The 26,303-nt window shown below is 53.3% G+C and carries 25 protein-coding genes and 1 tRNA gene; 13 read left to right on the top strand and 13 right to left on the bottom strand.

Translation table 11 applies throughout. The annotated features are described in order from the left end of the window. From V1471_RS00325 to V1471_RS00315, 3 genes are all read left to right on the top strand, one after another. Positions 1-183: a hypothetical protein gene (locus tag V1471_RS00325; RefSeq protein WP_096805615.1), complete on the top strand. Its 183-nt coding sequence runs from the start codon at positions 1-3 to the stop codon at positions 181-183. Then, positions 180-1,217 (top strand): tyrosine-type recombinase/integrase, encoded by a 1,038-nt coding sequence (locus tag V1471_RS00320; protein WP_434286254.1) that lies wholly within the window; start codon positions 180-182, stop codon positions 1,215-1,217. Before V1471_RS00325 ends, V1471_RS00320 begins: the two co-directional genes overlap by 4 nt. A gap of 341 nt (positions 1,218-1,558) precedes the next feature. Next, positions 1,559-1,632: transfer RNA gene (locus V1471_RS00315), tRNA-Cys, on the top strand. 71 nt (positions 1,633-1,703) lie between these two features. On the opposite strand, the gene V1471_RS00310 is transcribed toward V1471_RS00315, so the two are convergent. From V1471_RS00310 to V1471_RS00300, 3 genes are all read right to left on the bottom strand, one after another. Next, positions 1,704-2,579, bottom strand: a complete 876-nt coding sequence (locus V1471_RS00310) for a tyrosine-type recombinase/integrase (protein ID WP_434286253.1) — start codon at positions 2,577-2,579, stop codon at positions 1,704-1,706. A 178-nt stretch (positions 2,580-2,757) separates the two neighbouring features. Further along, positions 2,758-3,057, bottom strand: coding sequence for a hypothetical protein (locus V1471_RS00305; RefSeq protein ID WP_434290980.1), 300 nt, complete (start codon positions 3,055-3,057; stop codon positions 2,758-2,760). Next, positions 2,999-3,208, bottom strand: a complete 210-nt coding sequence (locus tag V1471_RS00300; RefSeq protein ID WP_434286252.1) for a helix-turn-helix domain-containing protein — start codon at positions 3,206-3,208, stop codon at positions 2,999-3,001. The genes V1471_RS00305 and V1471_RS00300 overlap by 59 nt, the downstream gene beginning before the upstream one ends. Before the next feature lie 82 nt (positions 3,209-3,290). On the opposite strand from V1471_RS00300, the gene V1471_RS00295 reads away from it, so the two are divergent. Then, on the top strand, positions 3,291-3,737 hold the full coding sequence (locus V1471_RS00295; protein ID WP_434286251.1) for a helix-turn-helix domain-containing protein: 447 nt from the start codon (positions 3,291-3,293) through the stop codon (positions 3,735-3,737). A gap of 301 nt (positions 3,738-4,038) precedes the next feature. Here V1471_RS00295 and V1471_RS00290 read toward each other — a convergent pair whose 3' ends face one another. The 3 genes from V1471_RS00290 to V1471_RS00280 all read right to left on the bottom strand — a co-directional run bounded on the left by V1471_RS00290 (position 4,039) and on the right by V1471_RS00280 (position 6,410). Continuing rightward, on the bottom strand, positions 4,039-4,611 hold the full coding sequence (locus V1471_RS00290; RefSeq protein ID WP_434286250.1) for a MobC family plasmid mobilization relaxosome protein: 573 nt from the start codon (positions 4,609-4,611) through the stop codon (positions 4,039-4,041). A 249-nt stretch (positions 4,612-4,860) separates the two neighbouring features. Next, positions 4,861-6,165 carry a type II toxin-antitoxin system HipA family toxin gene (locus tag V1471_RS00285; RefSeq protein WP_434286249.1) on the bottom strand — a complete coding sequence of 435 codons (1,305 nt, stop codon included), beginning with the start codon at positions 6,163-6,165 and terminating at the stop codon, positions 4,861-4,863. Then, the gene (locus tag V1471_RS00280) at positions 6,165-6,410 is read right to left on the bottom strand and encodes a helix-turn-helix domain-containing protein (RefSeq protein WP_434286248.1); all 246 of its coding nucleotides are present in this window, start codon (positions 6,408-6,410) and stop codon (positions 6,165-6,167) included. The genes V1471_RS00285 and V1471_RS00280 overlap by 1 nt, the downstream gene beginning before the upstream one ends. A 406-nt stretch (positions 6,411-6,816) precedes the next feature. Between V1471_RS00280 and V1471_RS00275 the strand changes: the two genes are divergently transcribed. Then, positions 6,817-7,839, top strand: coding sequence for an SIR2 family protein (locus V1471_RS00275; protein WP_434286247.1), 1,023 nt, complete (start codon positions 6,817-6,819; stop codon positions 7,837-7,839). A gap of 9 nt (positions 7,840-7,848) precedes the next feature. Continuing rightward, on the top strand, positions 7,849-9,597 hold the full coding sequence (locus tag V1471_RS00270) for an ATP-binding protein (RefSeq protein ID WP_434286246.1): 1,749 nt from the start codon (positions 7,849-7,851) through the stop codon (positions 9,595-9,597). 592 nt (positions 9,598-10,189) lie between these two features. Here V1471_RS00270 and istB read toward each other — a convergent pair. From istB to V1471_RS00245, 5 genes are all read right to left on the bottom strand, one after another. After that, positions 10,190-10,891, bottom strand: a complete 702-nt coding sequence (gene istB, locus V1471_RS00265; protein ID WP_434286245.1) for an IS21-like element helper ATPase IstB — start codon at positions 10,889-10,891, stop codon at positions 10,190-10,192. Positions 10,892-11,137: 246 nt separating this feature from the next. Beyond that, a complete protein-coding gene (locus tag V1471_RS00260) occupies positions 11,138-12,121 on the bottom strand; it encodes a Mu transposase domain-containing protein (protein WP_434286244.1) in 984 nt (327 codons plus the stop codon). Beyond that, positions 12,081-12,485, bottom strand: coding sequence for a helix-turn-helix domain-containing protein (locus V1471_RS00255; RefSeq protein WP_434286243.1), 405 nt, complete (start codon positions 12,483-12,485; stop codon positions 12,081-12,083). The genes V1471_RS00260 and V1471_RS00255 overlap by 41 nt, the downstream gene beginning before the upstream one ends. A gap of 160 nt (positions 12,486-12,645) precedes the next feature. Beyond that, a complete protein-coding gene (locus V1471_RS00250) occupies positions 12,646-12,891 on the bottom strand; it encodes a helix-turn-helix domain-containing protein (RefSeq protein WP_434286242.1) in 246 nt (81 codons plus the stop codon). 133 nt (positions 12,892-13,024) lie between these two features. Then, a complete protein-coding gene (locus V1471_RS00245; RefSeq protein WP_434286241.1) occupies positions 13,025-13,312 on the bottom strand; it encodes a helix-turn-helix domain-containing protein in 288 nt (95 codons plus the stop codon). Between the two features lie 55 nt (positions 13,313-13,367). Between V1471_RS00245 and V1471_RS00240 the strand changes: the two genes are divergently transcribed. From V1471_RS00240 to V1471_RS00215, 6 genes are all read left to right on the top strand, one after another. After that, positions 13,368-14,201, top strand: a complete 834-nt coding sequence (locus tag V1471_RS00240) for a hypothetical protein (RefSeq protein ID WP_434286240.1) — start codon at positions 13,368-13,370, stop codon at positions 14,199-14,201. Further along, on the top strand, positions 14,198-14,416 hold the full coding sequence (locus V1471_RS00235; RefSeq protein WP_434286239.1) for a hypothetical protein: 219 nt from the start codon (positions 14,198-14,200) through the stop codon (positions 14,414-14,416). Before V1471_RS00240 ends, V1471_RS00235 begins: the two co-directional genes overlap by 4 nt. 9 nt (positions 14,417-14,425) lie before the next feature. Next, positions 14,426-15,229 (top strand): metallophosphoesterase, encoded by an 804-nt coding sequence (locus tag V1471_RS00230; protein ID WP_434286238.1) that lies wholly within the window; start codon positions 14,426-14,428, stop codon positions 15,227-15,229. Positions 15,230-15,414: 185 nt separating this feature from the next. Then, positions 15,415-17,757 (top strand): DGQHR domain-containing protein, encoded by a 2,343-nt coding sequence (locus tag V1471_RS00225; protein ID WP_434286237.1) that lies wholly within the window; start codon positions 15,415-15,417, stop codon positions 17,755-17,757. Beyond that, on the top strand, positions 17,754-18,560 hold the full coding sequence (locus tag V1471_RS00220; protein WP_434286236.1) for a DNA adenine methylase: 807 nt from the start codon (positions 17,754-17,756) through the stop codon (positions 18,558-18,560). The genes V1471_RS00225 and V1471_RS00220 overlap by 4 nt, the downstream gene beginning before the upstream one ends. A gap of 322 nt (positions 18,561-18,882) precedes the next feature. Next, complete coding sequence (locus V1471_RS00215; protein ID WP_434286235.1) at positions 18,883-20,184, top strand: hypothetical protein; 1,302 nt, start codon at positions 18,883-18,885, stop codon at positions 20,182-20,184. Positions 20,185-20,404: 220 nt separating this feature from the next. Here V1471_RS00215 and V1471_RS00210 read toward each other — a convergent pair whose 3' ends face one another. Continuing rightward, positions 20,405-21,199, bottom strand: coding sequence for a DUF4365 domain-containing protein (locus tag V1471_RS00210; RefSeq protein ID WP_434290835.1), 795 nt, complete (start codon positions 21,197-21,199; stop codon positions 20,405-20,407). A gap of 279 nt (positions 21,200-21,478) precedes the next feature. After that, positions 21,479-22,066, bottom strand: coding sequence for a hypothetical protein (locus V1471_RS00205; protein WP_434286234.1), 588 nt, complete (start codon positions 22,064-22,066; stop codon positions 21,479-21,481). Positions 22,067-22,440: 374 nt separating this feature from the next. On the opposite strand from V1471_RS00205, the gene V1471_RS00200 reads away from it, so the two are divergent. Then, positions 22,441-26,241, top strand: a complete 3,801-nt coding sequence (locus tag V1471_RS00200) for an SIR2 family protein (protein ID WP_434286233.1) — start codon at positions 22,441-22,443, stop codon at positions 26,239-26,241. The last annotated feature ends 62 nt before the right edge of the window (positions 26,242-26,303 follow it).

Raw genomic sequence — 26,303 nt, 5'->3', positions numbered from 1 at the left:
ATGGGTAAAATCACAACCACACCGGAGACCAAAGCCGCCCGCCAGCTCGCTGTTTATCTGAGCGCCGGGGTGAACATCAGAACCCGCATCAAGCCGGACGGAGAAATCATCCTTGAGCCAATCGACACAAACGTCAAATTGGACGAATCCGAAATCATTGATCTCACGGACTTCAAGCGGTGAAAAAAGAGCTTCCGAAATATGTCTACCGCATGGGTCGCGGAAATCATCCGCACTTTCGCTGGCCGCGCGGGTCGAAGCCGATCCGCATTAAGTCCGAGACCGGAACGGTGGAATTTCAGAAGGAATACACGCTCCTGCTTTCCGAGGCAAAACGAGGTATCGCCCAGGTAAGCGCCAAATACACGATGTCTGGGCTGATCGAGAGCTACCAGCAAAGCGAGCGCTGGAATGCACTCTCAGACCGAACGCAGAAGGATTATCAGAAGGTCTTGGACTTCTGGGCCGAAAAGACCGGTGCGCGTGACATTCGTCGCTTCGAGCGCAAGCACATCATCGCGGCGATGGACGCCAATAAGGATGCGGTGCGCTTCGCCAATTATGTGATGCAGGTGGCCCGCGTTCTGTTCGAGCATTCCATTGATCTCGGATGGCGCAAGGACAACCCGGCGCAAGGCGTCAAAAGCCTGAAAATGCCGAAGGCGAAGAGGTTGGACCGGGAGCCGTGGCCTGCGGAGAAGATCAAAGCTTTCCGTGCGCGCTATGCTTTCGAGACCCGTGAGCGATTGCTGTTCGAGCTATGCCTTGGGTCCGGCCAACGTATCGGGGATGTGCTGGAAATGAGATGGAGCGACATTGAGGGCGATGCGATCCGCGTCGTGCAGAACAAGACCGGCAAGGGGCTGTTGGTCCCGCTTACATCTGACCTCAGAAGCGCCCTCGCATCTCACAGGTCGATCAACGCCGCATCTCGTCGGCAGAGCGTGTTTATGCTGACCAACGCGCGCCGCTCAGGGCCTTGGAGCTATCGCGGAGCATCGCAGGCCATACGGAATGCCAGAGAGGCCGTGGGCGCCCTGAAATGGGACATTCACAGCCTTCGACATGCCGCAGCCACAGAGCTCTATGAGGTCGGATGCGACGTTCCGATGATTATGGCCGTGACCGGTATGTCTGAGAAGATGGTGCGGCACTACACAGCGCGCGCAAATCAGTTTAGCCTTGCTTCTAAGGCGCAGTTGAAACGGGAGAAGTGAGTGCGTGATGGTTAATGAATGGCGAGATATTGAGACTGCCCCAAAAGACGGCACTGTATTTGAAGGGTGTTCTCTTGACGAAAGCAGAAGGTTTCCTCCGCGTAGAATGAAATGGGGCGTGGCGGCTCGGCCGGATGAAGATTACGTGGCCAACAGCGGAAAGCCGTGGTGGATCAATGAGGACGGAAGATACCTTGCGCCACGCCCGACACACTGGCGTCCAATCTGACAAATGGAGCCACGAATAGAACGGAACAAAAACAGAATGTTCAAACATCGCCTCTTGCACTGTTCAAACGCTTTCATTAGAAGCTCGGAAAGCCACACGAAATAAGGCTCTTGGCGAGTTGGCGGAGTGGTGACGCAGCGGATTGCAAATCCGTGAACACCGGTTCGATTCCGGTACTCGCCTCCAAATCTTTTCAAACACTTACATCACTCCTTTCAGTGCAACGGCTCGGCCGTTTACATTTGCGTTTACAGTTTTCACGTCTCACCACGCTTTTTTGCGGCTTCCAGGCGAGCAAGAACGGCATCACTTTCATTAGGACTCACCCGTGCGTACAGCTCTATGACTTGCGCAGCATAGCGCACAGACCATCCCATAAGTGTCGCGATCTGGCGCAGCGAAAGGTCCGCATTCAAAAGACGCGTGGCCGCTGTGCCGCGCGTATCCGCTAGCGCCTTTTCCCTACCATCTTCCCAGGGTGGTATTTTGGCTTTCCGGCGCCATTTTGTGATCTGGTTCGACGCCCAACGAGGTGTCAACGGTCTTCCTAGTTGACTAACAAGCAGCGCCTCTTGCCCCGCCGGCGCGCCCTCAATCAATCGAGCAAGTTCCTGCGTGACCGGAATGTAAGCCATACGGCCACGTTTGCTTGTTCTGTAGGGAAGCCTCCAACCATAGGGCGTTTCTTCAAATTGATCGAGACGAACCTTAACCAGATCAGAAACCCTGAGCCCCGTCTCACACCCGACTGCAAGAATACGCCACACCCAATTCGGGGCACAGGCTTTAAACGCCTTCAAATCCTCAGAGGTCCACACAATTTCACTTCTATTCGCCACGTAAAGTTTTTTTAATTTGTGGCAGTGATGTTCTTTGAGCTTTCCCTCTTCGACAGCCCAATTCAGAGCACGAACAGAATGCGTGCCAGCCATGTCATGCTGTTTGGGAGAATGTATCCAACGCTTGCGCCACTCATTCAGCTCACCTCGAGATGCACGCTCCTCAAACATTGCTGCTGGATCAGCTCCGAATTCATCGCGGAAACGGCCAAGCCAGAGCACCAGATCCTCTTTGGAACGCTCCCCTTTTGGCAGGGCAGCACTGGACAGAAAGTCGTCGACCAAATCTTCCACAAGATAGACAGAGCTCCGTCTGGACCGGGACACGTCACTGAAAGCTTCATAGAACTCGGCGCTATTCGGGAATGGCACAACATCTTCCTAGAACTTCGGCCCTCCTCGCCAAGCATAAAAATGATACTTGACCCCTGCGACCAACTTTCGACGAACTCGATGAACACCTTTCGGAAGCTTATTTCTTTGCAAGGCGCCGTCTCCTCTGCTCGACAAGGCCTGTTGCCGGTTGTTCTCCGTCGCCGCCATTCGCAGAAATATTCTGAGCATGATCGAGTTGCAGGCGCACATGCACCACATCATAGAAATTCGGATTTCTTCGAATGGGTCTAATTCCCAGTCTCTGACAAAAAGCTCGAAACGATTCATTCGGACCAGAAAACCCAAACCTCGCAGCCAATTCTTGAGCTGGGATCAGATCAATATTCAACACCATCACCCCCTTCCGCAGGCCGGGGAGTAACCATGTTCCGATCATAGAACTCTTTAATCGCCTCATGAGGCACAAGTTTACGGCGACCGACACTGATATATCGAATTTCACGATCTGCAATAAGCCTACGGATACTGCGCGCAGACAAAGACATTCGAGTTGCAACTTCAGGTATAGTAAGAAGCTTTTCAGGCACAGCTTGCGCTCCATCGAACAGAAAACTAAAATTTGAGCAACGAAAACGTTAAATTTGCAAAAATTTACCGAAAAAGTCACATATGTGCCCATATAGTAAGGAAAATGCCATAATGTCAACCAGCTTGCTAGACGTTGGGGGGCGTTTACGTCGCCTCCGCACTGAAGCGGGGCAGACACAACAAGAATTTGCCGAAACACTTGGCATTTCTCTCCGCGCCTATAAGAATTACGAAAAGGGACTTAGAGAGCTCCCCGCCTCCGTCACTCTGCAACTGTGCAAGATAAGTGCTGTGAGCCCCAGCTGGATATTGCTTGGGAAGACTGATCGCCCCCTTCCCTCTACCATTGAGGCCATCCGAGCCTCTCTTGGTGCAGGCATTGAGTTACTACGTACATCCGCAAATGATCGACCATTGGAAACTTGGACAAACTACCTGACAGTCTTGGTCAAGCTTACTCTCGACCATGATCACAGCATTAGCTTTGAGGACGCAAAGGAAATCCTCAATATAGGAGACACCAAGTGATCCCTCATATCGATACTATGAAAATAGCGACAAGCGATTACCCCCATTACCGCACCGAGCAAGTCCCGGAAAAATGGCTTAGTCACAAGACATAACCGATCCGGCGGCGAGCGGTCCGAATTGGCAATGTCGCTTTCATCCTAGCTACGATTTGTGCAATGTTTTTTGTGTCCGGCGCCTTACCTATGGCATATAAACTCGCTGCATTTACAAGCACTAGCCTTCTCTTGGCCTTCAGTCTCACCTTAGAGGCTTTCAGCCGCAAACTATCGAAGCTTCACTGAGTGAAATCCTCGCAAGTCTAACGAGAATGGTGCTTATCATCGTCACCCTCCCAGGTTGCCGTTAAAACCTTGTAACGACCACCGGCGTAAGCACTGAGGGCCTTCCTTAGATCAGCAACATCGTCTCGGAACTTCATCAGCTCGTCGCGTGTCAGCTCGGCACCTGCACCTGTAAGAAGGCCTCGATTGAGCGCATGTGCGATCTGATTCACATTCACCGACAAACCGCGCAACTGTCGAAGGGCCCGTCGTGTTCCCCGACGTTCGGAGTCGAGCATGTAGGGCGCTTTCCGATAGCGCGTCTGCAAAATAGCAGCGACCCAAGAAGAAGCTGTGACACCCTGCCGCTTCGCCTCGGCTTCCAAGTCCTCCCTCACACCTCTGGGAAGCCGGGCAGTCACCTTCCCTTCGCGCCGTGACTTCGAGGGCAAAGACTTAGGGGTTGGGGCCTCTTCCTTACTGACAACATTATCAATCAATAGTCGCAGGAGACCGGAAACGGTTAAGCCCGCCTCCCCCGCGACAGCTTCCAGCTTGGCGCGAATTTCGGGAGGAACACGGGTTTGAACGAGGGCGGTTTTCTGCGGCATGAGATCATTTGTAATACATTGTCGGCGCTTAGCCTATCCTGCATTAGCGCTCTTGGAATCCTAAAAGTGTGGCCCCGAGCCACATTCAGCAATTTTCAGCCACTGTCGCCGAAAGCGGAAATGTGGCCCGGAGCCACACAATACGCTCAAAGACTAAAGAGGGGCTGCCTGCCCCCGCGCCTTGGCAGGCGCTCCACCGAGGATATTTTTAGAAGGTGAAACGCAGGATCTCTGACGCTATCGGAGCGTTCAGAGCAGAGTGGCCAAAGCAGTGCCTCGCGCCTGGACACCAGCACGAACGACATCCACTAGCTCGCTCGGAAAGTCTGCGGGCAAACCGGACAAAGTCGCATCGAGCGCGGGCTCAATGCGCTCAGAGACTTCCAACAACAATTCTTCAACCAGCGGCACACCAAACCCAGCCGTTTTTGCTGTTTGCAGGTAATGGCGCGGGATGACCTCATTGATACGATAGTGGTTGCCATCTCCGACAGACATGGCAAGGCGCATACGGTTCTGACGGATTTGTCCTTCCGCCGCAGCCTTCTCAGCGCTCAGAATGTCGTAGAGCGGCGTCATGCGGAACCCTCCGGGTCGCATAGCGATGCTGAAGTTTTTGGCATGACCGTCCGTTGCCCCAAGAAGCCAGAACAGGATTTGTGCCCGGAAGAATGCACGCTGGTCCTCATGAGCCCTGTCGCTCCCACTCAGGAGGCGAACACCATCTACGACCCCCGGCCCTCCGTCGAACTGGTATTTCTGGCTCGGCGTCACGCCGAGCGCTTGGCAAAAATCTTCCTGAGGCAGCCGGAGCAAACGTCCGTCGCGCGTCCAGCGCCTGTCAAATCGCGTCACAACAAGGCTGCGCACATCCTCAAAATCGGCGATCTCAACTTCGGCGACGTCCGCGCCCATGGCCCGACAAAAGCTCATACAGAGAAATTCGTTCTCCACACTATCCGAAAGATCAATGCCCTGCGGCAGGATGCCCAGTTGGGTCTTCAGGATATGGGTCGTCGGCGTCAGGCCTGTCGGGCGCACCCACTGACCATCCCGCCGAAGAAGTGCGGTCTTCTCCTGAGCCCCTGCAATCGAGATCCGAAAGTCATCCTCTTCGTCAATGCCAAGCGGAGCGCTTGCCAGATTACGCAGCAATGCCGCAATCTCGGCGTCTGAAACCGGCTCACCTTCAAGCCCTCCACCCATCGGCTCATCGTCGCCATTCATGAATTGAAGGGCCCCGACGCAATCCCGTCCGATCTTTTCGAGCATATGCCAGGCATCCGTGCCCCCGGCCCGCACTCGCGCCGCAACCCGCTCGCGGATCGCCTGATTGTCCGGCAAGAGGTTTTCCAGATAGGCGATGACCACTCCACCGTGATGCGGCTCCTCTCGCAAAGGCAGAGACAGCGATATCGGCATGGCAAAGCCCCATGCCAGCCAGTCTTTCGCGTAGGTGAAGCTGATCGCCCCGGAACTGGCAAGACGCAGTTGTCCAACCAGCCTGCCGTTGAGCAAGACACGCATCTCCCCGCTTTTTGCCCGACGCGCCATCAAAAGATGTCCTCAATATCAACAGCCTCACCCCGCTCCACGAGACGAAACTCCAGATTCAACGCCGTCATGACCGCGAGCACTGTCGCAAGCTTGGTCCCCGGCTCGCCATTCTCAAGCGAAGAAATCGTCGCCACCCGCAGGTTTGTCATGGCACTAAGGTCAGCCTGCGTCATGCCGTTCCCCTTTCGCACACGGCGCAGGGCTTCCCCGATCTGTTCTGCGGTTCTAGCGGTGAGTTCCATGGCGAGTCTCCTGTTACGCCACAGCGTAAAGCAAATACAATTACGCCACAACGTAAATTTTATAATTTTACGCCATAGCGCAATACATTTTTCAGAGATGTCAGCAAGGAAGCGCATGAGTAATAGAAAACAGATAGCCACATGCCTATGGCCACAATGGGCGGAAAGCCGTCATTCGCTGCACCAGTGTGGAAACCACGGCCGTGACAAGAAGCGGCCGTTTAATTCATCGATACTAGTTGCTTATGGTCGGTGTACAGCGTTCCTTCTTGCTTCAACGCCAAGATTGTTTCTTGATGGCAATTGCATACTAAGGTTGATTTCCAATAGGGTCTGCTTGGCGTCGGATGACGGGCTTTTTCATTTAGGTCATTGATGCCAACACAAGGGGAGCGTCCCAAACGAAATGAAGACAGAAGACATCGCCAAGTTTGCGCAAACCTGTTTCCAAGGATCTCCAACAATTGTCCTTGGAAGTGGCGCCTCTATGCCACATGGATTGCCAAGTATGGGAGCACTGAGCGACTACCTGTGTGACAAGCTGGAAACGGTGGGCCAAGCCGAAGAGGACGCTTGGTTGTTGGTCCGGACGGCCTTAGCAAACGGTGATCATCTTGAAGCTGCGTTGGAGGGAAAGGCTTTGCCGGATACCCTGCTCGCGAAGATAGTCGGCCTGACTTGGCAATGTGTCAACGAGAAGGATACAGCGCTATTAGGCCTTGCAGCGTCAAATGGCGGGGAGTTCGCTCTTGGGCGTTTGCTGTCCAGGATGTTCAACAGCAACTTGCGCGAAATCCACGTCGTCACCACCAACTATGATCGTGTCGCAGAGTTTGCCTGCAATTCCAAAGGAGTGCTTTTTCAGACCGGGTTTGCTCCAGGCTATATCCAGAAGTGGGAGAGCACCGGCGGAGTCAAATTCCGGCATGGTTCCAAGGCTTCGCGGGTCGTCAAGATCTGGAAGGTCCATGGTTCGCTGGACTGGTTCCGCACCGCAGATGAGCGAACGGTGGGATTGCCGGTCTTTGAATTGCCTCCCGCCGAGTACACCCCTCTAATCGTTACTCCTGGATTCAACAAATACGAGACAACGTCCCAAGACCCATTCCGAACAATAATTAATGGCGCAGATGACGCGCTGAAGACCGCATCTGCGTTTCTTTGTATCGGATTTGGCTTCCGCGATCTGCATATCCATCCAAAAATCATCGAGCGATGTAGAGAAAAAAACGTGCCCATCGTTGTGCTGGCAAGAACTTTGACCGACGAGGCCAAAGACTTCCTCAAGACTAAAGCCGGTACAAACTACATGGGTGTCGAGATGTCTGGAACCGGGAGCAGAGTCTACCGCCCAAAGGCCCCAGATGGTGTCGAGGTGGACACTGCTGATTTATGGTCGCTTCCAGGTTTCAACAATTTAGTCCTTTAGGTAATGCACATGTCCATTTTCGATTTCGTAGACAATGAAGCCCTCGGCAGCGTGATATCAGTAGATACCGCTGCAGCAACGATCCGCGTCGACGACCTCGACAGGCTCAAGCGCCTGCAGGTAAACCGTTTGGTGGTTCTCCAGAGCAGCAAGCCCGGGCAACACTTGATTGGTGTGGTGGTGCGGATCACCAGGAAACCCGACAACCGCGATTTGGAAGAGGCAGAATTGACCGACATGGAGTTGATCCCGAACGAGAACAACCTCGTCAAGATCACACTTATCGGCACCTTGCTCGACAAGGTCGGAGACGAACAGAACGTTTTTCGCCGAACCTTAGAAACCGTGCCGGAAATCGACGCCAATTGCTTCTCTCTGGAGGGTGAACGTCTCACCAATTTTATGCAGGTCATTTCCAACGTGAAAACGGACGGCCCAAAGCTGTCTTTGGGAAACTTCACGTTGGATGACGAAGCTGTTGCTTATCTGAATGGCAACAAGCTCTTCCAACGACATGCCGTGATCGTCGGGAGTACTGGATCGGGCAAGTCTTGGACTACGGCTCGATTGCTGGATCAGATCGCGGAATTGCCACAGGCGAATGTTGTCTTGTTCGATATCCATGGTGAGTATCGACCGCTGAAAGGCGAGGCGTTCAAGCACCTGAGGATTGCGGGGCCTTCAGACATCGAGCACAAGCGCGGCTTGGATGACGGGGTATTGCATCTGCCATACTGGTTGTTGGGCTATGAGGCGCTGGTGGCAATGTTCGTTGACCGCAGCGACCAAAACGCCCCCAACCAATCGATGATCATGACACGAACCATCGTGGAAACGAAAAAGGCGGCACTAGACCCCGAACAACACAAGGACATCCTGGACAATTTCACCATCGATAGCCCAGTGCCATTCGACATCAACGGCGTTCTAGAAGAGTTGAAAGCGCTTGACGAGCAAATGGTGCCTGGGGCGAAGCCAGGTACAGAAAAGCAAGGCCCGTACTTTGGAAAACTAAGTCGACTGGCAAGTCGTCTTGAAGCTAAGCGGAACGACCGGCGTCTTGCATTTCTTTTTCAGCCCCCAGACGAATGCATGAATATGGATTGGCTCGAAAAGATGGTTCACTCAGTCTCAGCCGGCCGAGGGTCTCAAGAGGACGGAAGCGGCGGGATCAAGATTATCGATTTCTCTGAGGTGCCCTCAGATGTCCTGCCATTGATGGTTAGCTTACTGGCGCAAATCGTGTTCTCCACGAGTATCTGGACGGCAATCGACAAGCGCCATCCAATCGCGATCATGTGCGACGAGGCCCACCTCTACATCCCCGAGCGCATGCACGCCGACAGCTCTGATGCGGTGGCGGTCGAAATCTTCGAGCGCATCGCAAAGGAAGGACGGAAGTACGGGATAGGGCTTGTGGTTATCAGTCAGCGACCATCGGAAGTTAACCGGACCGTTCTGAGCCAGTGCAACAATGTTGTTGCGATGCGTTTGACCAACGGCGACGATCAGAGCGTGATAAAACGCCTCCTTCCTGACAGCCTTGGAAGTTTTGGTGACCTATTGCCTGTCTTGGACATCGGGGAAGCGCTGGTCGTCGGCGACGCGAGCCTTCTGCCAACACGCGTGCGCATAGCCGAACCTAAGATGAAGCCTGACAGCCAGACTGTTGCCTTCTGGGATCGGTGGAACGACGTTGAGCCAAAATCAGACACGCCCGCCTCAATCCGCTCTTGGCGGCGGCAGAGCATGAACTGACAATATTGGCAAAACGGATCAGTGGAAAAGCAAGGCTCTCCGGGCACATCGCAACTGGTTCGCCAGACTGCAAATTGGAAGTAGCCCATACTCGAGCATTTGACTGCTCCGTCTTGCTCTGCGGCTTTCCAAAAGCCATCGAATTTCGCACTCGCGGCGAATGACGGCGTTGAGCGATGCCACTGCCGCAACGATTATTGGTTGGCGTCTGTCGGCAATGGGCCGAGGCTGTGTAAAACTCCAATTTCGGGAATCTGGCGGGAACGGTTCCCTCAATGGCCCGTATGCGGCGACCCGCGCCAGAGCGAAGTACTGCCGCGGCTCCCTCGGGAGCACGTCGTGTCGGGGGCGACCATGCCTGACTGAGTTTCCACACAGCCTCGCCCGACACCGGACGCAACCAGCGCTTGGCATGAGCGGGAGGTCAAGTGATGCAGCTTGTTATATCGCATTGTTCCTGTAAGCTGCTCTTGTGTAGGGACTGCTCCTAGCCCCAGGTAGCCTTAGGGTTTATTGCAAAAATTCACGCTATTGAGCAGCCCGTTTCCAAGGGCCTGAGCGCGCAACGCTATTAACGTTGCGCGCTTGATGGTTACCGCATCGACTTGCCCTCCAGTTGCAGGAGGTGGGCGCGGCTCCGGATCCGGTCCATGAACGCATCCGCAAGCAAGGGCTCGTTGATGTAATCATACCATTCCTTTGGTGAGCGCTGCGCGATCATGATGGTCGAACTATGCGCGGACCGGTCTTCGATGATTTCGAACAGGTCGGTCAGTTCTTGCTTGCTCATCGGACTGAGGGCGAAGTCATCGACAATCAGCAGATCCAACCGGGAGAGCTTGACCCTCAATTTCGATATCGTCCCATCCAGACGGGCATACATCACCTCTTCGGCAAGACGTCCGGCCCTTGCATAGCGCACTGACATCTCGTGCTGCACGGCCGCGACACCGAATGCGCAAGCGAGCCATGTTTTTCCTGTGCCGGATGCCCCGGACACAATGAGGTTCTGTTTGCGCGTGATCCAATCGCATTTCAGGAGCGCCAGCGTCTCCGCCTTGTCGAGGTTCCAGCCATTCCGGAAGTCGATGTCTTCGGGCGCAGCCGCATACTTGAACTGCGCCGCTTTCATCAGGCGGTCGATCTTGTTGCGGTAACGCCGCTCGGTTTCGGCTTGCAGCATTCGCAGGATGCGGTCCTGTATCGGCATGTCGGCATAATCGGGGAGCTGAAGCTGATGCTCCAGTTCTTCGCGGAAACCTGCGAGGCGCAGCTCGTGCAGCAGATCAAACAACTGTGCGTTAGACATTTCCGTTCTCCTCGCCCGTAACAAACATCTGCGCAAAATAGGACGAGCCGCGGATATTCTCGTTTGGTTGCGGGGTGTCTGGACGGTCAATCGCGTCGATTTGCAACCGATCAGTACCCTTTGCCAGAATGCTCTCGACCGTAACGGCAGAGCGCTTCCCGATACTGCGCGCAAGTTCACATGCCGCCTCGACGCGATCGCTTGAATATGTTGCGGTCAACACGCGCAGCCTCATCGCCAGATTGGCGTGTCATCCGGCCGCCTGCTCATCCGAAAATGCTCGTCGATGAACTGCTCAGCGCAGGGGCCGATGTCATGGACATAGCTCTTGATCCCGGACAATCTTGCCATTGATGCCTGTCGGTGCGCGGGCGGCATGTGGTCCGGGTTTATGACTGGTTTCTCCGAGTTGTCCTCTCGGGAGTGGGTTGCGATGATTTTCCCCTGATGAAACAGGTGAACTGTCGTCGGCGTCAGCTTGGCGCGAACCTGTTCGTTGGCAAACCTTGAGGGCACAGAATATGGAGTGCCAGCAACCTGTACGCGGTAGTCTCGCCCGGCTCGCAATTTCAGCACCCAGATGCCCGCCTCAAAGGGGCGATCTGGCAAGGGGCGGAAGCCCGGCGCATCGACACGGTCAAAGAGCGTATTTCGACTTTCGCTGGGTTGGCCCGAAAGCGGTCGAGCATTGAGTTCGCCTAAGAGATCAGAGATCGCGGAATTCATCTCTGACAGGGAAAAGAAGCGTCGATTGCGAAGTGGTGCCAAGACGTCGTTCTGCACAATGCCCACGGCGTTCTCGACAAGCGCCTTGTCTTTAGGTTTTCGAACCCGCGCAGCCTTGATTCCAAACGGGTAGTGGTCGGCGAATTCCTGAAACTCAGGGGTAAGTTCTGCGTCTTTTCCTTTCCGCCGGGGCTTGGAGACTGCCGCTTTGAAGTTATCGATCGTCACAAGGACAGGAGCGCCCCGATAGAATTCGAGCATTGAGACGAAGGCTGCAAGCACTGGCAGCTTTGCCTGACTTTCGATGGCAAGAAGGTAGATCTTGCGGCTCTTGACGCTGACAGCACAGAAGATTTCGTAGTCGCGCTCCGTTCCCGCCGCGTTGATCAGGAAGGGTTGCTTGGCCTTTTTCCGCCCCACGAAATCGACTTGAATCATCTCTCCGGGTTCATAGTCGAACGAGATCCTGACGTTTTTTTCGTTCAGCATGCCGATCAAAGAAGCGGCGGAACGTGGACAGAGACATCGCACAACTGCGGTTGGACACCCCGGCGACGTATTCGCTGTGAAGCCTCTTGAGATCGATGGCGCGCTCACAGCGCTCGAACAGAACATGATCCCAGTCAGGCTCCTCGAACCGGTGCGTGCGGGTGAAGGCCCCGGGCGTGACGATTTTTAGGAGTTCTGTCTCATCAAAACCTTCAATGTCATCCAGCCCTACGCCGGAGTTCATCAGGTTTTTGCGCCAATTTCGGGCCGTGTTGCGTGCGCAGCCTGTAAGCTCTGCAATTTCGGTGTTGTTCAGGCGCCCTTGCAAAATCATCCGGGCGCGCCGCTGAGTATCTGTCAGCATGCTAATTCCTTGATCTGGGCGTGCAAAATCGATGACGGGCAGCACCCGCCTTGACATCGCTCGCGTGTTTGGTGAGAATTAGCTATCGACTCCAATCGACCACCAATTCAGGGAAGCCGCCAAAGCATGCCAGTGCTTTCGGCGGTTTTCTTGTCTCTAGCTACTCATCTATTCCTCCTTCATTCCCGTAAAGCTCTGGCCAAAGTGCCTCAGGCGTGGTGCCGATCGCCTCCGCGATCAGCGTTGCAGCCTTTCGGGAACGCTTTGTCGTCGCAGAGATGGCTGCGAACACGGATCGGTGCAGGCCTTCTTGTTTCGATAGCTTGGCGAAGGACAAGCCACGGCTTCGCAACTCAAACTTGATGCGTTCATGCCTCAAACGCTTTTGTTCATCCGTCAGATACATGCCTGCCTGCCCAATCCGTCTTGGCGTATTCAGGCACCGTAGCGGCAACAAAAATGAATCGCAACTTATTGTTTTTGATATATAAAATTACAATCTGTAATTTCGTAGAGTTTGGAAGGAAGAAGCAGGAAGGCTATCTCTTGTCCGAGCCCGCAAACAGTCTTTCAGCCGCGGCAAGGATTTCGGACGCGGAAGTTCCCAGTTGAACCGCGATCACATGTAGCGCTGTCAGCGTCGGCTGCCGGTTCTGCGTCTCCAGCAGCGAAATGTAGCTCATCGACAGATCGCACCGAAACGCGAGTTCTTCCTGTGACAGCCCAGCCTCTTTGCGCCGCTGCCGAAGCACGGTTGCGAAGGCTTTCAAGAGTTCCGGGTTGCTACGCTCCATCCCCAAGTTAATGGAGAAGCTTGCACCGCGCATCTAATGACTATAGTCATTATTTATAACAATAGTCATAGTCTGGGGATTTCGCCCGATGTTCCGATTGCCGATTATTCTGCTTGCCGTAGCGTTGGTGGGTTCACTTCCGTCACGAACCTTCGCCCAATCCCTTCCGCAGCCGGAGGGCTACGACACGCTGACCGAAACCCAGCCTGCCTCCGTGCGCCCCTACGACTTCGCCATTCTCGGGGTGAAGCCCGGCATGCCAATCGACGAGGCGGTTAAGCTGATTGAGGAACATCTCGGGCAGAAGCTTTCGCCGGTCGAAGGCACGCTTCAGGTGGAAAGCCCGGCAGGCAAGGTGTTTCGCACAAATCTGCGGGTCGGCTATGTCACGCCCGGGATCGATTTTTTTCTGCGCAATCAGAGCAACAAACCGTACGACAGTATCCAGATTGATGTCTCCAGCCCGGCCATCGGCTCGGTCGTGACCGCGATCCGCCGCGAGGTGCGTGTCGCCGCAGGGGATGGACCGGATAAAGCAGGGTTGTTGGCGCAGCTGGAAGGGCTCTACGGCAAGCCGTCTGACCTGCCTGACAGGGGTGACCGAATGTGGCGGTGGGCTCTGGATCGTGCTTACGAGCCGATCCCCATGCCCGAACCCTATGACATGTATTCCTACGAAGCCTGCGCCCACGGCCTGCCGACCGAGGGTCGGTTCGATTATCGAATAGCCCCGGTTCTTGGCGAGGGGCGCAAATGTGGGATGAGCTATGTCGCGGAATACTGGACGAAAGGCACTGAGACGATCACCATGACCTTCCGGCTGATCGACTACAATCTGATGGTTCAGGATCGCTCAGCGGCCGGTCCGCAGATCGACGGAACCCTAAACGCAACAACCCAACCTGCGGATATGAAGCTATGACCACGACAGCCGAAAAAGTGCAGAACATGACGGCTTGGCTGGATGTTCTGCGCGAGAACCCCGAACTTGACCCAGACACCGTGATGGAGCTTCGCGTCCCGACGAGTGTGCATGTCGAGATCATGCGCAAGGCCACGGAACTGGGCGTAACGAACCTCGATGTGGTGCTCTTCGCGCTGGCCGATTACGGTATCGCCAAGGAATATGTTGCGTGAACGGGTGCGATGGCGCGGTTTCTGGTCTGGAGCGACCTGCATGACGAATTCTGGGGCGGCTTCGATCTGCCCGACCTGTCCGCGCCGGTGGACGGGGTTCTGATCGCGGGCGACACGCACACGCGGGGGCGGCATCTGGATATCCCCGCGCAGGCTGCGCGCAAATATGGCTGCCCGGTCGTCGTGATCTGGGGCAACCATGAGCCTTATGGCTCGGTCTGGTCGGAACTGTGCGCGGACGAAGAGCGCCAGCTTGCCGATTTGCGCGCCGAAGGCCTCGACGTCCGCGTTCTTCATGGCGCGACCACCGAGGTTGCGGGCGTGCGTATCATCGGCGCGACGCTCTGGACAGACCTACGACTCTATCCTGAGTTCGACGACCTCGCGCGGATCATGGTCTCGGCCTATATGCAGGACTACCGCGCCATTCGCACCGCACCCGACACCCGCTTTACCATCGACGACATGCTGTATCGCCACGCGCTGGACAAGGCGGCGATCCTCGCCGCCCTGCGCACCCCATATGACCGCCCGACCGTGGTCATGACCCACCATCTTCCCCTGCGCGAGCTGATCGCCCCTTGGCGCACCATCGGCGGCCACGAAAAGCGCGCAGTGAACAACGGGTTTGCCTGCGATCTCTGGGACGAAATCCGGGGCTTCGAGATCGACACATGGATCTGGGGCCACAGTCATGAGGGCGAGAGCCGGACGGTCGAAGGCGACCACGGCCCGATCCGCTTCGTCACGAACCAGCGGGGATATCCCGGCGAGGAGGTCGAGTTCTTTCCGGCCTTTGTGCTGGAGGTCTGAGGGGCGATGCGAGGAGCCCTATAACGGTTCGGCGGCGTGACATTACACTGCTCTAAGTATGCAACAGTTAGCATCAACGCACCACTCTCCCTAGAGGCGAGATGCCAGCTTGACTTCCCACATCTTGTGCTGCTCTTCTGGGGCTCAACAAGAAATCCGTGATTTGACTAAAAGTAAGCAGCGATATGACGTCGAAAAATTTCAACCACCCGGATGTATTAGACGAGGGGACAAACTTCCTCTCTCCACTCGTTGTGGGAGACAAGCCAATATCGACCGAACATCGCAAACGTAAGAGCCCAAACGATTTCAAAAGTGTACACCCTGCCGATGTCACGGATGAAGAAAAGAACGGTTGGGTTTTGCAGAGGAGTGGCATTCGCTCCAGCCGATTGAAGCGCGTCAAATCTCACGACAAATGGCTCGAAGACCGTGTATGGAGCCTGATGCGAAATATGGGCTTCGCTGTCCTGAACGGTGATAATTTCAAAATTACATTTCAGCGTGACGACGGCTCAATCGGTCGCAAGCAAGTAGATGTTTACGCAGAGGATCATGAGACGGTCCTCGTAATTGAATGCAAATCCCGCGAAGTCCGCGGACGAAGATCACTACAGAAAGATCTGCAAGAGACGGTTTCGCTTCAAAAGTATTTTCGCACTGCGATAAACAACCGTTTTGATGGAAAGGCCAAGCCTAAGATCATCTGGGTATACGCTACAAGCAATATACTGTGGTCCACATCGGATATTGAACGCGCGAATGACGGTGACATAAAGGTTATTACTGAAAACGAGCTCCAGTATTTTGAAACCTTCGTCAAGCATATGGGGCCTGCTGGGAAGTACCAAATTTTGGGGGAGTTTCTCAAGGGCCAAAAGGTGCCAGGGCTTTCAAATGTAAAGCTTCCAGCTATACGGGGAAAGATCGGAGGCGATGTCTACTATAGTTTTGTGACGACACCACGACATCTGTTGAAGATTGCTTTCATCAATCACCAAGCATTGAATCATCCAGACGGAAGGCCCGCTTATCAAAGAATGATTTCATCATCTCGGATAAAAGAAATTGGATCATTCATAGAGAAAGGTGGCTATTTCCCAACGAACGTTTTGGTTAATTTCTCGGACACTCCGCGATTTGACTTGATATCAAACGCAGAAAATACCGACGCTAACATCAAATTTGGCTGGCTCACCCTCCCCCCAAAGTATCGATCTGCATGGATCATCGACGGGCAGCACAGACTTTACGGGTTTTCTCGTCTAGATGACAAATTCCTCGATCAAAGTCTTTTCGTGCTCGCGTTTGAAAGGATGTCTGTTCAGAAAGAGGCTGACTTGTTCATCACAATTAACCACAAGCAAAAAAGTGTTCCAAAGAGTCTTCTTGTTAGCTTGTTGGCAGATATACGGATGGGCGATAGCGATCCTTCAACGGCGCTGTCCGCACTTGGCTCGGCGGTTGTTCGTTCCCTGAACACTGACAAGACAAGCCCGCTTGCACGCCGTTTTTCAACCCATGGCGTGCCGCCAGAACCTAGCCAGAACCTTACAGTGTCCGAAGTTGTGAACGGCATACGTCGCTCTGGGTTAGTTGGCAAGATTGCCGGAACCACTCTGGCGCCCGGACCATTATCTGGAGCAACGGACGAGCAGACAGTGGCACGGGCATCGACAGTACTAAATGTTTACTTCGAAGCTGTAAGGCAGGCAAACCCAGAACGGTGGGAGGCGGGTCGTGACGCATACGTGGCGGTTAATCCAGGCATACGCGCCCATCTAGTATTGATCGCAGAAGTAGTTACCTATCTTAGCCACAAGAAGGGCCTAGATTTTTACCTTCTCAAGCCCGATCTATTCGCGCAGTACCTAGTAGATTTCTGCCAACCTATTTTCGATTTTATTTCGACCGCATCAAACGAAGAAGTCAAATTGCGGTTCTCGCGGCGTTTTGGGGAAGGCGGTGTCAAGGAGTATAGCTACCATCTAATGAAAATTCTGGCTGACGCCCATGCGGACTTTGGGACTGACGAGTTCCAACGTTGGTCCGAGCAAAGCAATTCTGAGAAGATTGACGAGGTGAATCAATTCCTCATGAAGCTTGCCGAACGGCTGACTAACTGTGTCATCAACACACTTAAGGCTGTACATGGTACGCATCGGCTCGCAAGCGATGAGCCGGCGTTCTGGGAGATTGGGGTTCAAAGTGATCGTATCCGCACGAATGCTTTCAAGGCTCAACAGAACGACAAAACACGCCGCAAGCCCAAGGAAGCCTACCTCAATATCGTCGATCTTGCCGAGATCGTGAAGCAGTCGAACAACTGGTCACATTTCGAACATGTCTTCAAAAACCCACGTCCGGAGGAGCGGGCGGGGCAAAAGTACTATCTTGGATGGATCCAAACGTTTAATGAGCTACGGAACATCGCCGCCCATAAGAACCAGCTCAAGACCTATACTGATGAGGATCTGGAGTTCGTCGAATGGCTGCGAACCGAAGTTGATCCAAAGGTTCCAGAATGACACGACCGAGCCTCAAACCGTTCCTAAAGTGGGCAGGAGGGAAGCGTTGGCTTTTCGAGAGCGGACAGTTTTCGCTACCCGACTTCCCGGGGCGCTATATCGAACCATTCTTAGGTGGTGGTGCAGCATTCTTTGAGAACCGCCCGCAAAACGCGGTACTTAGCGACGCAAACGCTCGCTTGATCGAGTTGTATGTCGTGGTCCGCGATGAACATGCGCTTTTTGAAAAATATATGCGCTCCCATGCCCGCGAGCACTGTTACGACTACTATTATCATATGCGTGGCAAAAAGTGTCGGACGCCCGTTACCCGAGCCGCCCAGTTTCTCTACCTAAACCGCACTTGTTGGAATGGCTTGTACCGAGAAAACCTGAAGGGCCAATTCAACGTCCCTATCGGCACGAAAAAAACCGTAATATTTGAAACGGATAATTTTAGGGAGTGGTCAGTGGCTTTGAAGGAAGCGCGAATTGTCAATCGTGATTTTGAGGACGCCATAGATGAGGCGGGTTGCGGTGACTTCGTATTTGTTGACCCGCCCTATACAGTTCGCCACAACATGAATGGCTTCGTCAAATACAATCAAAACATCTTTGCGTGGGAAGATCAAATCCGACTGCGTGCCGCGCTTGAGAGGGCCGCAAAGAGAGGCGCGTCATTTGCTATGACAAATGCCGATCATGAAAGCATCCGAGAGCTTTATGCGGACTTTGGAGAACACAAAAAACTGTGGCGTCAAAGTGTGATTGCAGGGAAATCCGCACACCGAGGGAAGTCGAGTGAGCTGTTGGTTGTTGGATAATTTACGCTGGCATACATTCGCGTTAATTAATTTGACTGTAGTTTTATAATATAAATACCGACACCATTTTCATTTCCAATCGGCTTACACCAAATATTGCGAGAAACCCTTCGCATGAATTATTCTAATAAAGCCTCGGCTGTCATTTCTGTTTCTAGGTGCATTTCCACACTTGCGGCGGAGAAGTTCTCGATCGCTCGCGCTACGAGAGCGGGATATTGGAGAGTATTGGGTTTCGTGGAGCGCTTCGAAAGTCTTAACGGGTAGTCGAGCAATGGTTCATGTAGCGATCTCGTTAGAATTCTTCTTGTAAAAAGCCGCGATGAGCACCCCCAAAACAAAGCAGAAAGTCGCAGATAATCCTGCTGCTAAGGAAATGAAGGCGTTGCTGCCAACCCTTAAGGTGATTGGGGCGGTTGTCGGCTTTTTGGGCAAGCTCGGAATCAAACGGGAAGCGTTCACGGACTTCAAGTCACAGGTGGATGACATCGCACAGCAGGCAACCATTCTGGACTTGCCGGACCTCTTCAACGCCGCATTCGGCAGCAAGGGCTGGGTTGCCGTCGGCTCAGCCCTTGCTGTGGACGTGATGAAATCCGCGTTGGAACTTCACGATGCCGGTAAAGACGATGAAGCCGAGCGCGTGCTTGTCGATTGGTTCACGAAAGAGAACATTGAGCTTTTCGCGATCACCCGTGCGCGGCGTTTTCATCAGGCAATGTTGCGCGATGACCAGTTGCGGGAAGCGTTGAAACTGTATCTTGAAGAACGTTACCTCGCAGCGGTTCCGCTGATCCTGATCGCCTGCGATGGCTTTGCATCGGACGTGTCGGGCATCAGCCCCTTTGCGGAGGGCGCGAACCTCACGGCTTTTGATTCCGTGGTTGGTCATCCAACGGGGCTTCCTGCGCTAATAGGGCAGTTGAAGAAGGGAGCCTACAAGTCGCGTGATGACGAAATGACTATGCCCGAGCGGCACAAGATCATTCACGGTCGGTCACTGGGTTATGCCAACAAGACCGTCTGCGCCAAGGCGTGGCTACTAATGATGGCGCTGGTGGACTGGGCGATTGACAAGTCTTCCGAAGAGGAACGGAAGGCGGAAGCGGAGCGCAAGGCTAACATTTCTTTGTCCGACACGCTGGCACAAGTCAGAAAGACCGAAGCCGACAAACGGCAAATCGAGGCGTTTGAGCCGTTTGAGAAGGAAGGCCCCTTCTATGAACCGTTGGACGAGACAAGCCCGGAAAAGGCTGTTTTTGACTTCCTATCCGGCTGGCAGAAAAAGAACTATGGCAAGATGGCCAAGTGTGCCGTGAACCTCACAAATAAGCCCATCAAAAAGATGGCTGGCGAAATGCGAAACATGGCCGAACTTGTCGAACTTGAGCAGTTCGAGTTTCGGAGAATCCGGTATTCTACAATTGCCCGCTGCGATGCGCGGGTGTGGGTGAAAGCGAAGACGTTGTGCGAGACGGTCGAGGGTGAATTGGACCTTTTGGTCATTCGCTATACCGATAGCGGCGACGTGGCGATGCCGAATGACGACAACTGCGTTTGGACAGTTCAGCAACTCTGCATCTATAGCGTGATGAACGGGTGGCTTGACGAGGAAACTAAGTAAAGAGCCGTGCGAAAACTTTATGTTATTTTGGCTTGGCACATCCAGCACCTCGGTGGGGCGGCACCGGCTTCAAGCGCCGCCAGCCCCGTCCCTACGGCCCTTTTGAGAGAGAGCGGGCCGGGGCTGGCTTGCAGATCTCTGGACAGGCGATGCGCATTATCAATTGCGTTGAGCGGCAGCGCTATTGAAAAACAAGCGTCAATTCATTGGCAATATGCATTTATGGGTGTCGTGGTTCCTGCACGCCTAGACCATCATGCTTTCGCCGCGGCTCGTATATCGTCCAAAACTTCAGATTCGGCTTCGAAGCTGGTTCCTGCGATAACCCTCGCAAGACAATCCGAACGAGGCCGGTTTGCCGAAACGGAAACGTTACCATGCTATCAAGCTGGAAGAAAATGTACTGCTTGTCGTCGGTCTTGCCGCTGTAGAGGTCCGACAGTGGTTTCGAGCAATTTTCTAGTATTTCTCGAGCTGCTCCTAGAAGAACAAAACTCTGGTATTTTGAAAGCTGGCTTCGGTCAGGTCTAGTGATATGTCGCCAACCATCCCTATCAAAGTGGACACGTTGGCTCGGAACTCCGATATATATGGGCTTTGCGTCCAGCTCTTTATATAGTCTCCGAGACGATTTCTGAATGTGCTCCTTGCTCCGTAGGTGCGGGAAATCATCTGCGAAAGTATGTATTTTTTGCGCCTGCAGGTCGTGGTGCAACGTTCCGCAGAGTTGGCGAATTTTCAGTTTTGCATGAGAATCGAATGGTTGGTCTTCTGGAACTAATATTTGCGATGATGTCGTGGCTTCTTCGGGCTTGATGTTAACCCACCGTGCGCTCAGGTCATCTGGATTTACTAAGATTACTATTGCAGCTCCGACGACCCTGCGCCAAGCAGCCAAATTTCGGGTGAGCTGCTCAGCAGCTATTGGAATGGCAAGCATTCCGTCTTTGCGGGACTTGGCTTTTACGCACTTCACTTGTGCAAAGATGATTTGCACCGGAAAGCTCACCACCACTTTCAAGAAATATCAGGCCGTCAACGGCGTCGTCGTTGTGAGCTTCGATGGGTTGCCAGCGTGCCTGCCAAGAACCGAGAACGATCCTCTCAACTACGTTTACACCCAGCTGCCCCTGCCGTTGCGTTGTCAAGCTCATATGTAGTTCCGATCGTTTGCCGTCCAATGACCCTAGTCCGGCGCTACTCGAATGTCAGCAATGCCGAACTGGGGCTAACCACCGAAGGACATGTCCAATGTCCGCAAAGGGCCGAACAAGCCTTGCCTCGTCAACTAAGACTACTTGTACAATTCTATCGCCGTCTCCATACGCGATTTACAATCATGAAAAAAACTCATGATTTGCTCGCTGGTTGGGAGGGCAACCTTTACAGGTTTATTGCGGAACTTGTCCTTTTCTGCATCCTTTTTTGCGTTACTGCCTAGCTTGCTGAAGGCAACAACAGCATCGCCATCCAAAACTAACGCGTCTTCAATATCACCCCAATCCATTACGCAACGGTGAGCTAGAACAAATCCGCGCGGATGCTTTAAGAACCCGGCCCAACACCTTATCAATTGTTCATGGGCTGTTTCTCTATATTGATCGCTTGGTATCAGATCGCGTACATATTCACGAAGCACGTCGAGTCTTAGCAAGAGCACTTCAGCAAGGTCCTCACAGGCAACAGTTGATCGGGGCAATGAAAGAATACGGTCAACCGAGTTGACAACTGCGGCAACGTTGCACGCTTCAGCCACGTGAATTTCGGAACTTCCGTCGTCAAACTCAAACTCAACTGCTCCAGGGGCATTTTCGCACTCATAGAGCCCACAAATCAGCGGATCGGCCGTATCAGAACGCACTAGGCAGGTTCGAAAATTCATTCTCAACGTTTTAAAGTCATTTAGAGTGTACATTTGCCAACACTACTTTTCTGCTACCACTTTGGCCATGTTTCTAGACTTGTAACCCTTTCTTGCAAAGAACTGGGTGTCTGCTTTTAGAACGCTGCGTTGCGGAGAAAATTTTGTTCGCTAACGACCGGTTTGGGCCGGTAACAGACGCAACTAACGGCCCAAAGCTGCCTCGCACCCCCGAATTGGTCGCTGCGTTGCGGCTTCGCCGAAGCAGCCATTTGAAGCGCCACTAGAATTAAAACCATGAGCGCGTGGACAGTAATCGACTTGGTAGCCAGCGCCTGCAATAAGTAAATTACTCCATCTAGTAGCTGGATAAAGCGAAAGCGGCGCACTAACCAATGAGATTTCATGCAAACGGTCCAATCATCCCTGATGTCTTGCTCGAACGCAGTGATGCGGGCCGGGTTGTTTTCCTTTGCGGCGCTGGTGTTTCATTACCATCAGGTATGCCGAGCTTCGTCGGCCTGACTCAACATGTTATCGACTTCCTTGATCCACCTGAGGAGTCCGAAATCATGCGGGCGTTCCAACCTTGGATTGACGATCCGACAAGCACAAACATGCCGCTGGATCAAATCTTCAATCTGCTTCACTTGGAGTACGGACGCGATGAGGTGAATGCTCTTGTCACGGAACGCCTTCAGGCTTCGGCAGGAAGCGGTCCAGTTGGTCATCACCATAGCTTGGTCAAACGCATCTCAACCAGTCCTAACGGTGTGACACAGATCGTTACTACCAACTTCGACCTTCTTTTTGAACTAGATAGTGAACTGCCAACATTTGAACCTCCTGCCTTCCCTGACCTCGCATTCGGAGGTTCGGTTGAGGGAGTCACCTATCTCCATGGACGGCTCGCCAACGAAGATGCCGAACAGCACCCGTATGTATTAAGCAGTGCTGATTTCGGTCGCGCATACCTTTCGGAAGCTTGGGCCACGAATTTCATACGCAATCTACTAGAGCATTACACGGTGGTGCTGGTCGGCTATCAAGCTGAAGATCCACCGATCAAATATTTGCTGCAGGGCTTGAACCATGATGGGCAGTTTGATCGCACGCGAATCTACGCTTTCGACAAAGGCGCACCCGAAGACATCGAAGCCAAGTGGCGTGATCGTGGCGTCACGGCAATTGCTTACTCCGATCACCCAGACCTTTGGCAGACCATGGAAGCTTGGGCAGCTCGTGCAGACGATCCTAGGAGCTGGCGAAGGGCGGTCATTGCAACCACCGAGCAGGACCCTAAGTCACTGCAGCCGTTCCAACGAGGTCAGGTCGCGCATGTTGTGCGCTCCGTACATGGTGCAAAACTGTTGGCCGATGCTGAACATCCAACACACCCGGAATGGGTGTGTGTATTCAGCGGTTTCATTCGATCGGCGAAGCGGGTCAGCGGCTATGGTGATAATGCCGAAGCCTTTGAACCGAATGCGGCATACGGATTGGATGATGATCTTCAGAATCTAACCGATGAGGACTACCGTCGCGGCATCTTCAACGAAACTTTGTTGTCGTGGCGACATGGTGATGAAAACCCAACCGATGCACATCGACTTGATGGCAGGACACCAGACGGCCGCACCAGCGTCCCACCACGTTTATGGCATTTGTTGAGATGGATCGGGGATCATCTTTCCAGCCCTGTTATTGCTTGGTGGGCCATTAAGCAGAATGGCTTGCATCCGCGTTTGCTGAACCACATCGAATGGCGCCTAGATCAGAAAAAGGAACTTGATAACAAAGCTCGGCACATTTGGAGCTTGATCATTGATCATCATAAGGACCCTCGGAACAGCGAATGGGATGGCGGCTGGTTTGATCTGAAGAGACGCGTTGCAAATGAAGGTTGGTCCCCGAGCGTTCTGCGTGAGTTTGGTCGTGTTGCTGCACCGAAATTGAATATCAAACCACCCTATAGTTTAGCAGGTGCTCGTCCTCCTGCAGTAGACTGGCCGGACATAGAACTTCGTCATCTGGGACAATTCGAAGTGAAGTTCTTAGAACGCCATAACGATGATCTGACAGTGCCTGACGAAATGCTTCCTCAGGTGTTTGGCCTATTCGAAGACGCGATGAAGGCCACTTCAGGGATGCTGTCAGATGTTGGTTCGATCTATTTTGTCACGCCAACCTGTTACCCTGATCGTGAGGTGGATGGGGACGATCGGCACAACGAAGCTGCCGACGCGATGACGTTCTTCGTTGAATTGTTTGAACGACTAATAAAGGCGGCGCCGGATATTGCACTGGGGCATTTCCTGACGTGGCCAATTGAGGACCATTTTTTCTTCAGAAAACTGGTCCTCTACGCTCTGTCAAAAGAAGACTTGTTCGGGCCTGAAGAAGTAGGAAAGCGTGTTCTTGCGCTTCGTCAAGAAATTTTCTGGGACATTGATGTAGTAAGAGAACTGATCTTTTTGCTGGTTGACAGGTGGTCCGCGTTTCCAGAACCGCTTCGCTATCAACTGGGCGAACGGCTTCTCAGCGGACCAGACCAAGAAAGCTACTGGTCTGATGAAGTGTATCCGAGCAGGCGTGACGAGTTTGTCGCAAGATATGCTCGCTACTTGGAAATGCAGGGATGTGAACTTGAAGGAAATCAAAGTGAACGTCTTGCTGCTGTCATAGATCGCATTGAGAACTGGAGTGACGGATGGGCTACCTCCACTGTAACAGAACAGGGGTCCCACGTCGGTTTTGTAGGTACGGATGAGACACCAGATGCTGTGGTTGACCTTTCAGTTGATGAAATCATTCCGCGTGCAAAAGAGGACCTCCAGCGAGATTTTGGTAGTTTCACTGAGAAGCGCCCCTTTACGGGTCTGGTGAAAACAAACCCACGCAAAGCTCTGTCTGCGTTGTCGGTTGCAGCCAGAGAGAATGATTACCCACAAGAGTTTTGGTCAGCCATGATCAATGCGCTGCCTGACGATATCACCCCGAGGCTCCGAAGGTTATTTCTCCACCGTCTTAGGCGCCTTCCTCATTCTGTGATAGTGGGACTGAGGCACACTATTTGTCGGTGGCTCGAACAGAACATCACAAAGCTGATCGACTTTGATGACGAGCTTACTTGGGCTGTGTTTGATAATGTCGTAGACGGCGTTGTCAGCGGTGGTGACAATGCCACCGAGAGCGGGATCGGAGAGATAAGCCGCGGCGGTGAGGTCGTCCCCCGATCACGTCGTACATACCAACATGCCATTAACGGGCCTCTAGGAATGTGTGCAGAGGCTTTGTTCCATGCCGTACCTGGTGAAAAGCAGGAACAAAACTCGCTGATCCCAGACTACATCAAGAACCGCATTGAGCGCCTTTTCGCGTCACCGGGTGAAGGTTCCGACCATGCTGTTTCAATCACTTTCAGCAAGCTGAACTGGTTGATGTACGTTGATCCAGCCTGGGTCGAGCATCGCCTCATTCCTATGCTGGCGTTCGATCACACCGCCGCTGAACCAGCTTGGAATGGGTTCCTGTGTAGCAATCGAGTTCCGTGGCCACCTCTGGCAGTCCTAGTTAAGCCATTTTTACTGCAGGCCGTGCCATGGGTTGAGAACCAGAAATGGGATCGCGATCTGGCAAAGGTCATCACCCAATGGTTGGGGTGGATGTACATCTTTAAGCGTGATGACGACGACGGGCTGACAAAGCAAGAAATGCGACGCGTCTTGAGAGAAATGTCCGATAACACACGCAATCGGTTTGTTTGGTGGTTGGGACAAGTCGGCCAAGGGAACGACAACGGTTGGGAGAGACTGGTCGCGCCCTTCTTGAATGAAGTGTGGCCGCGAGAACGCATCTATCGCACTGCGTCGTTGGTCTCGTCATGGATCAACATGCTTGACGATACTGGAACCAGTTTTCCAGTGGTGTACGCCTCCGTTAAGCGTTTCCTGGTCCCGGTCGAAACTGACCGCAATCCGTTCTACCGATTTACTCGGAAGATTGGCGAAGACGAACCAATCACTACGCAGTTCCCAGAGGAAACCCTTGATCTTCTCGATTCTGTGACACCAAAGGTTCTGAGCCGAACTCCATACGAATTACCGAAAATACTCGTATTGGTGAGCGAAGCAGCACCCGATCTAAGGGCGGATCATCGTTACCTGAGACTAATGGATTTGGTTGAGAAGATGTAGGCAGAACCGATGTCTCAATGTCCGCTATGTGGGGGTTGGGAAAGTATAGCTGCAACCGCAGC

Source organism: Celeribacter sp. SCSIO 80788, assembly GCF_051054295.1.
Classification (GTDB): Bacteria; Pseudomonadota; Alphaproteobacteria; order Rhodobacterales; family Rhodobacteraceae; genus Celeribacter.
The sequence above is the reverse complement of the archived record's forward strand: the minus strand, read 5'-3'. Positions and strand labels throughout refer to the sequence as shown.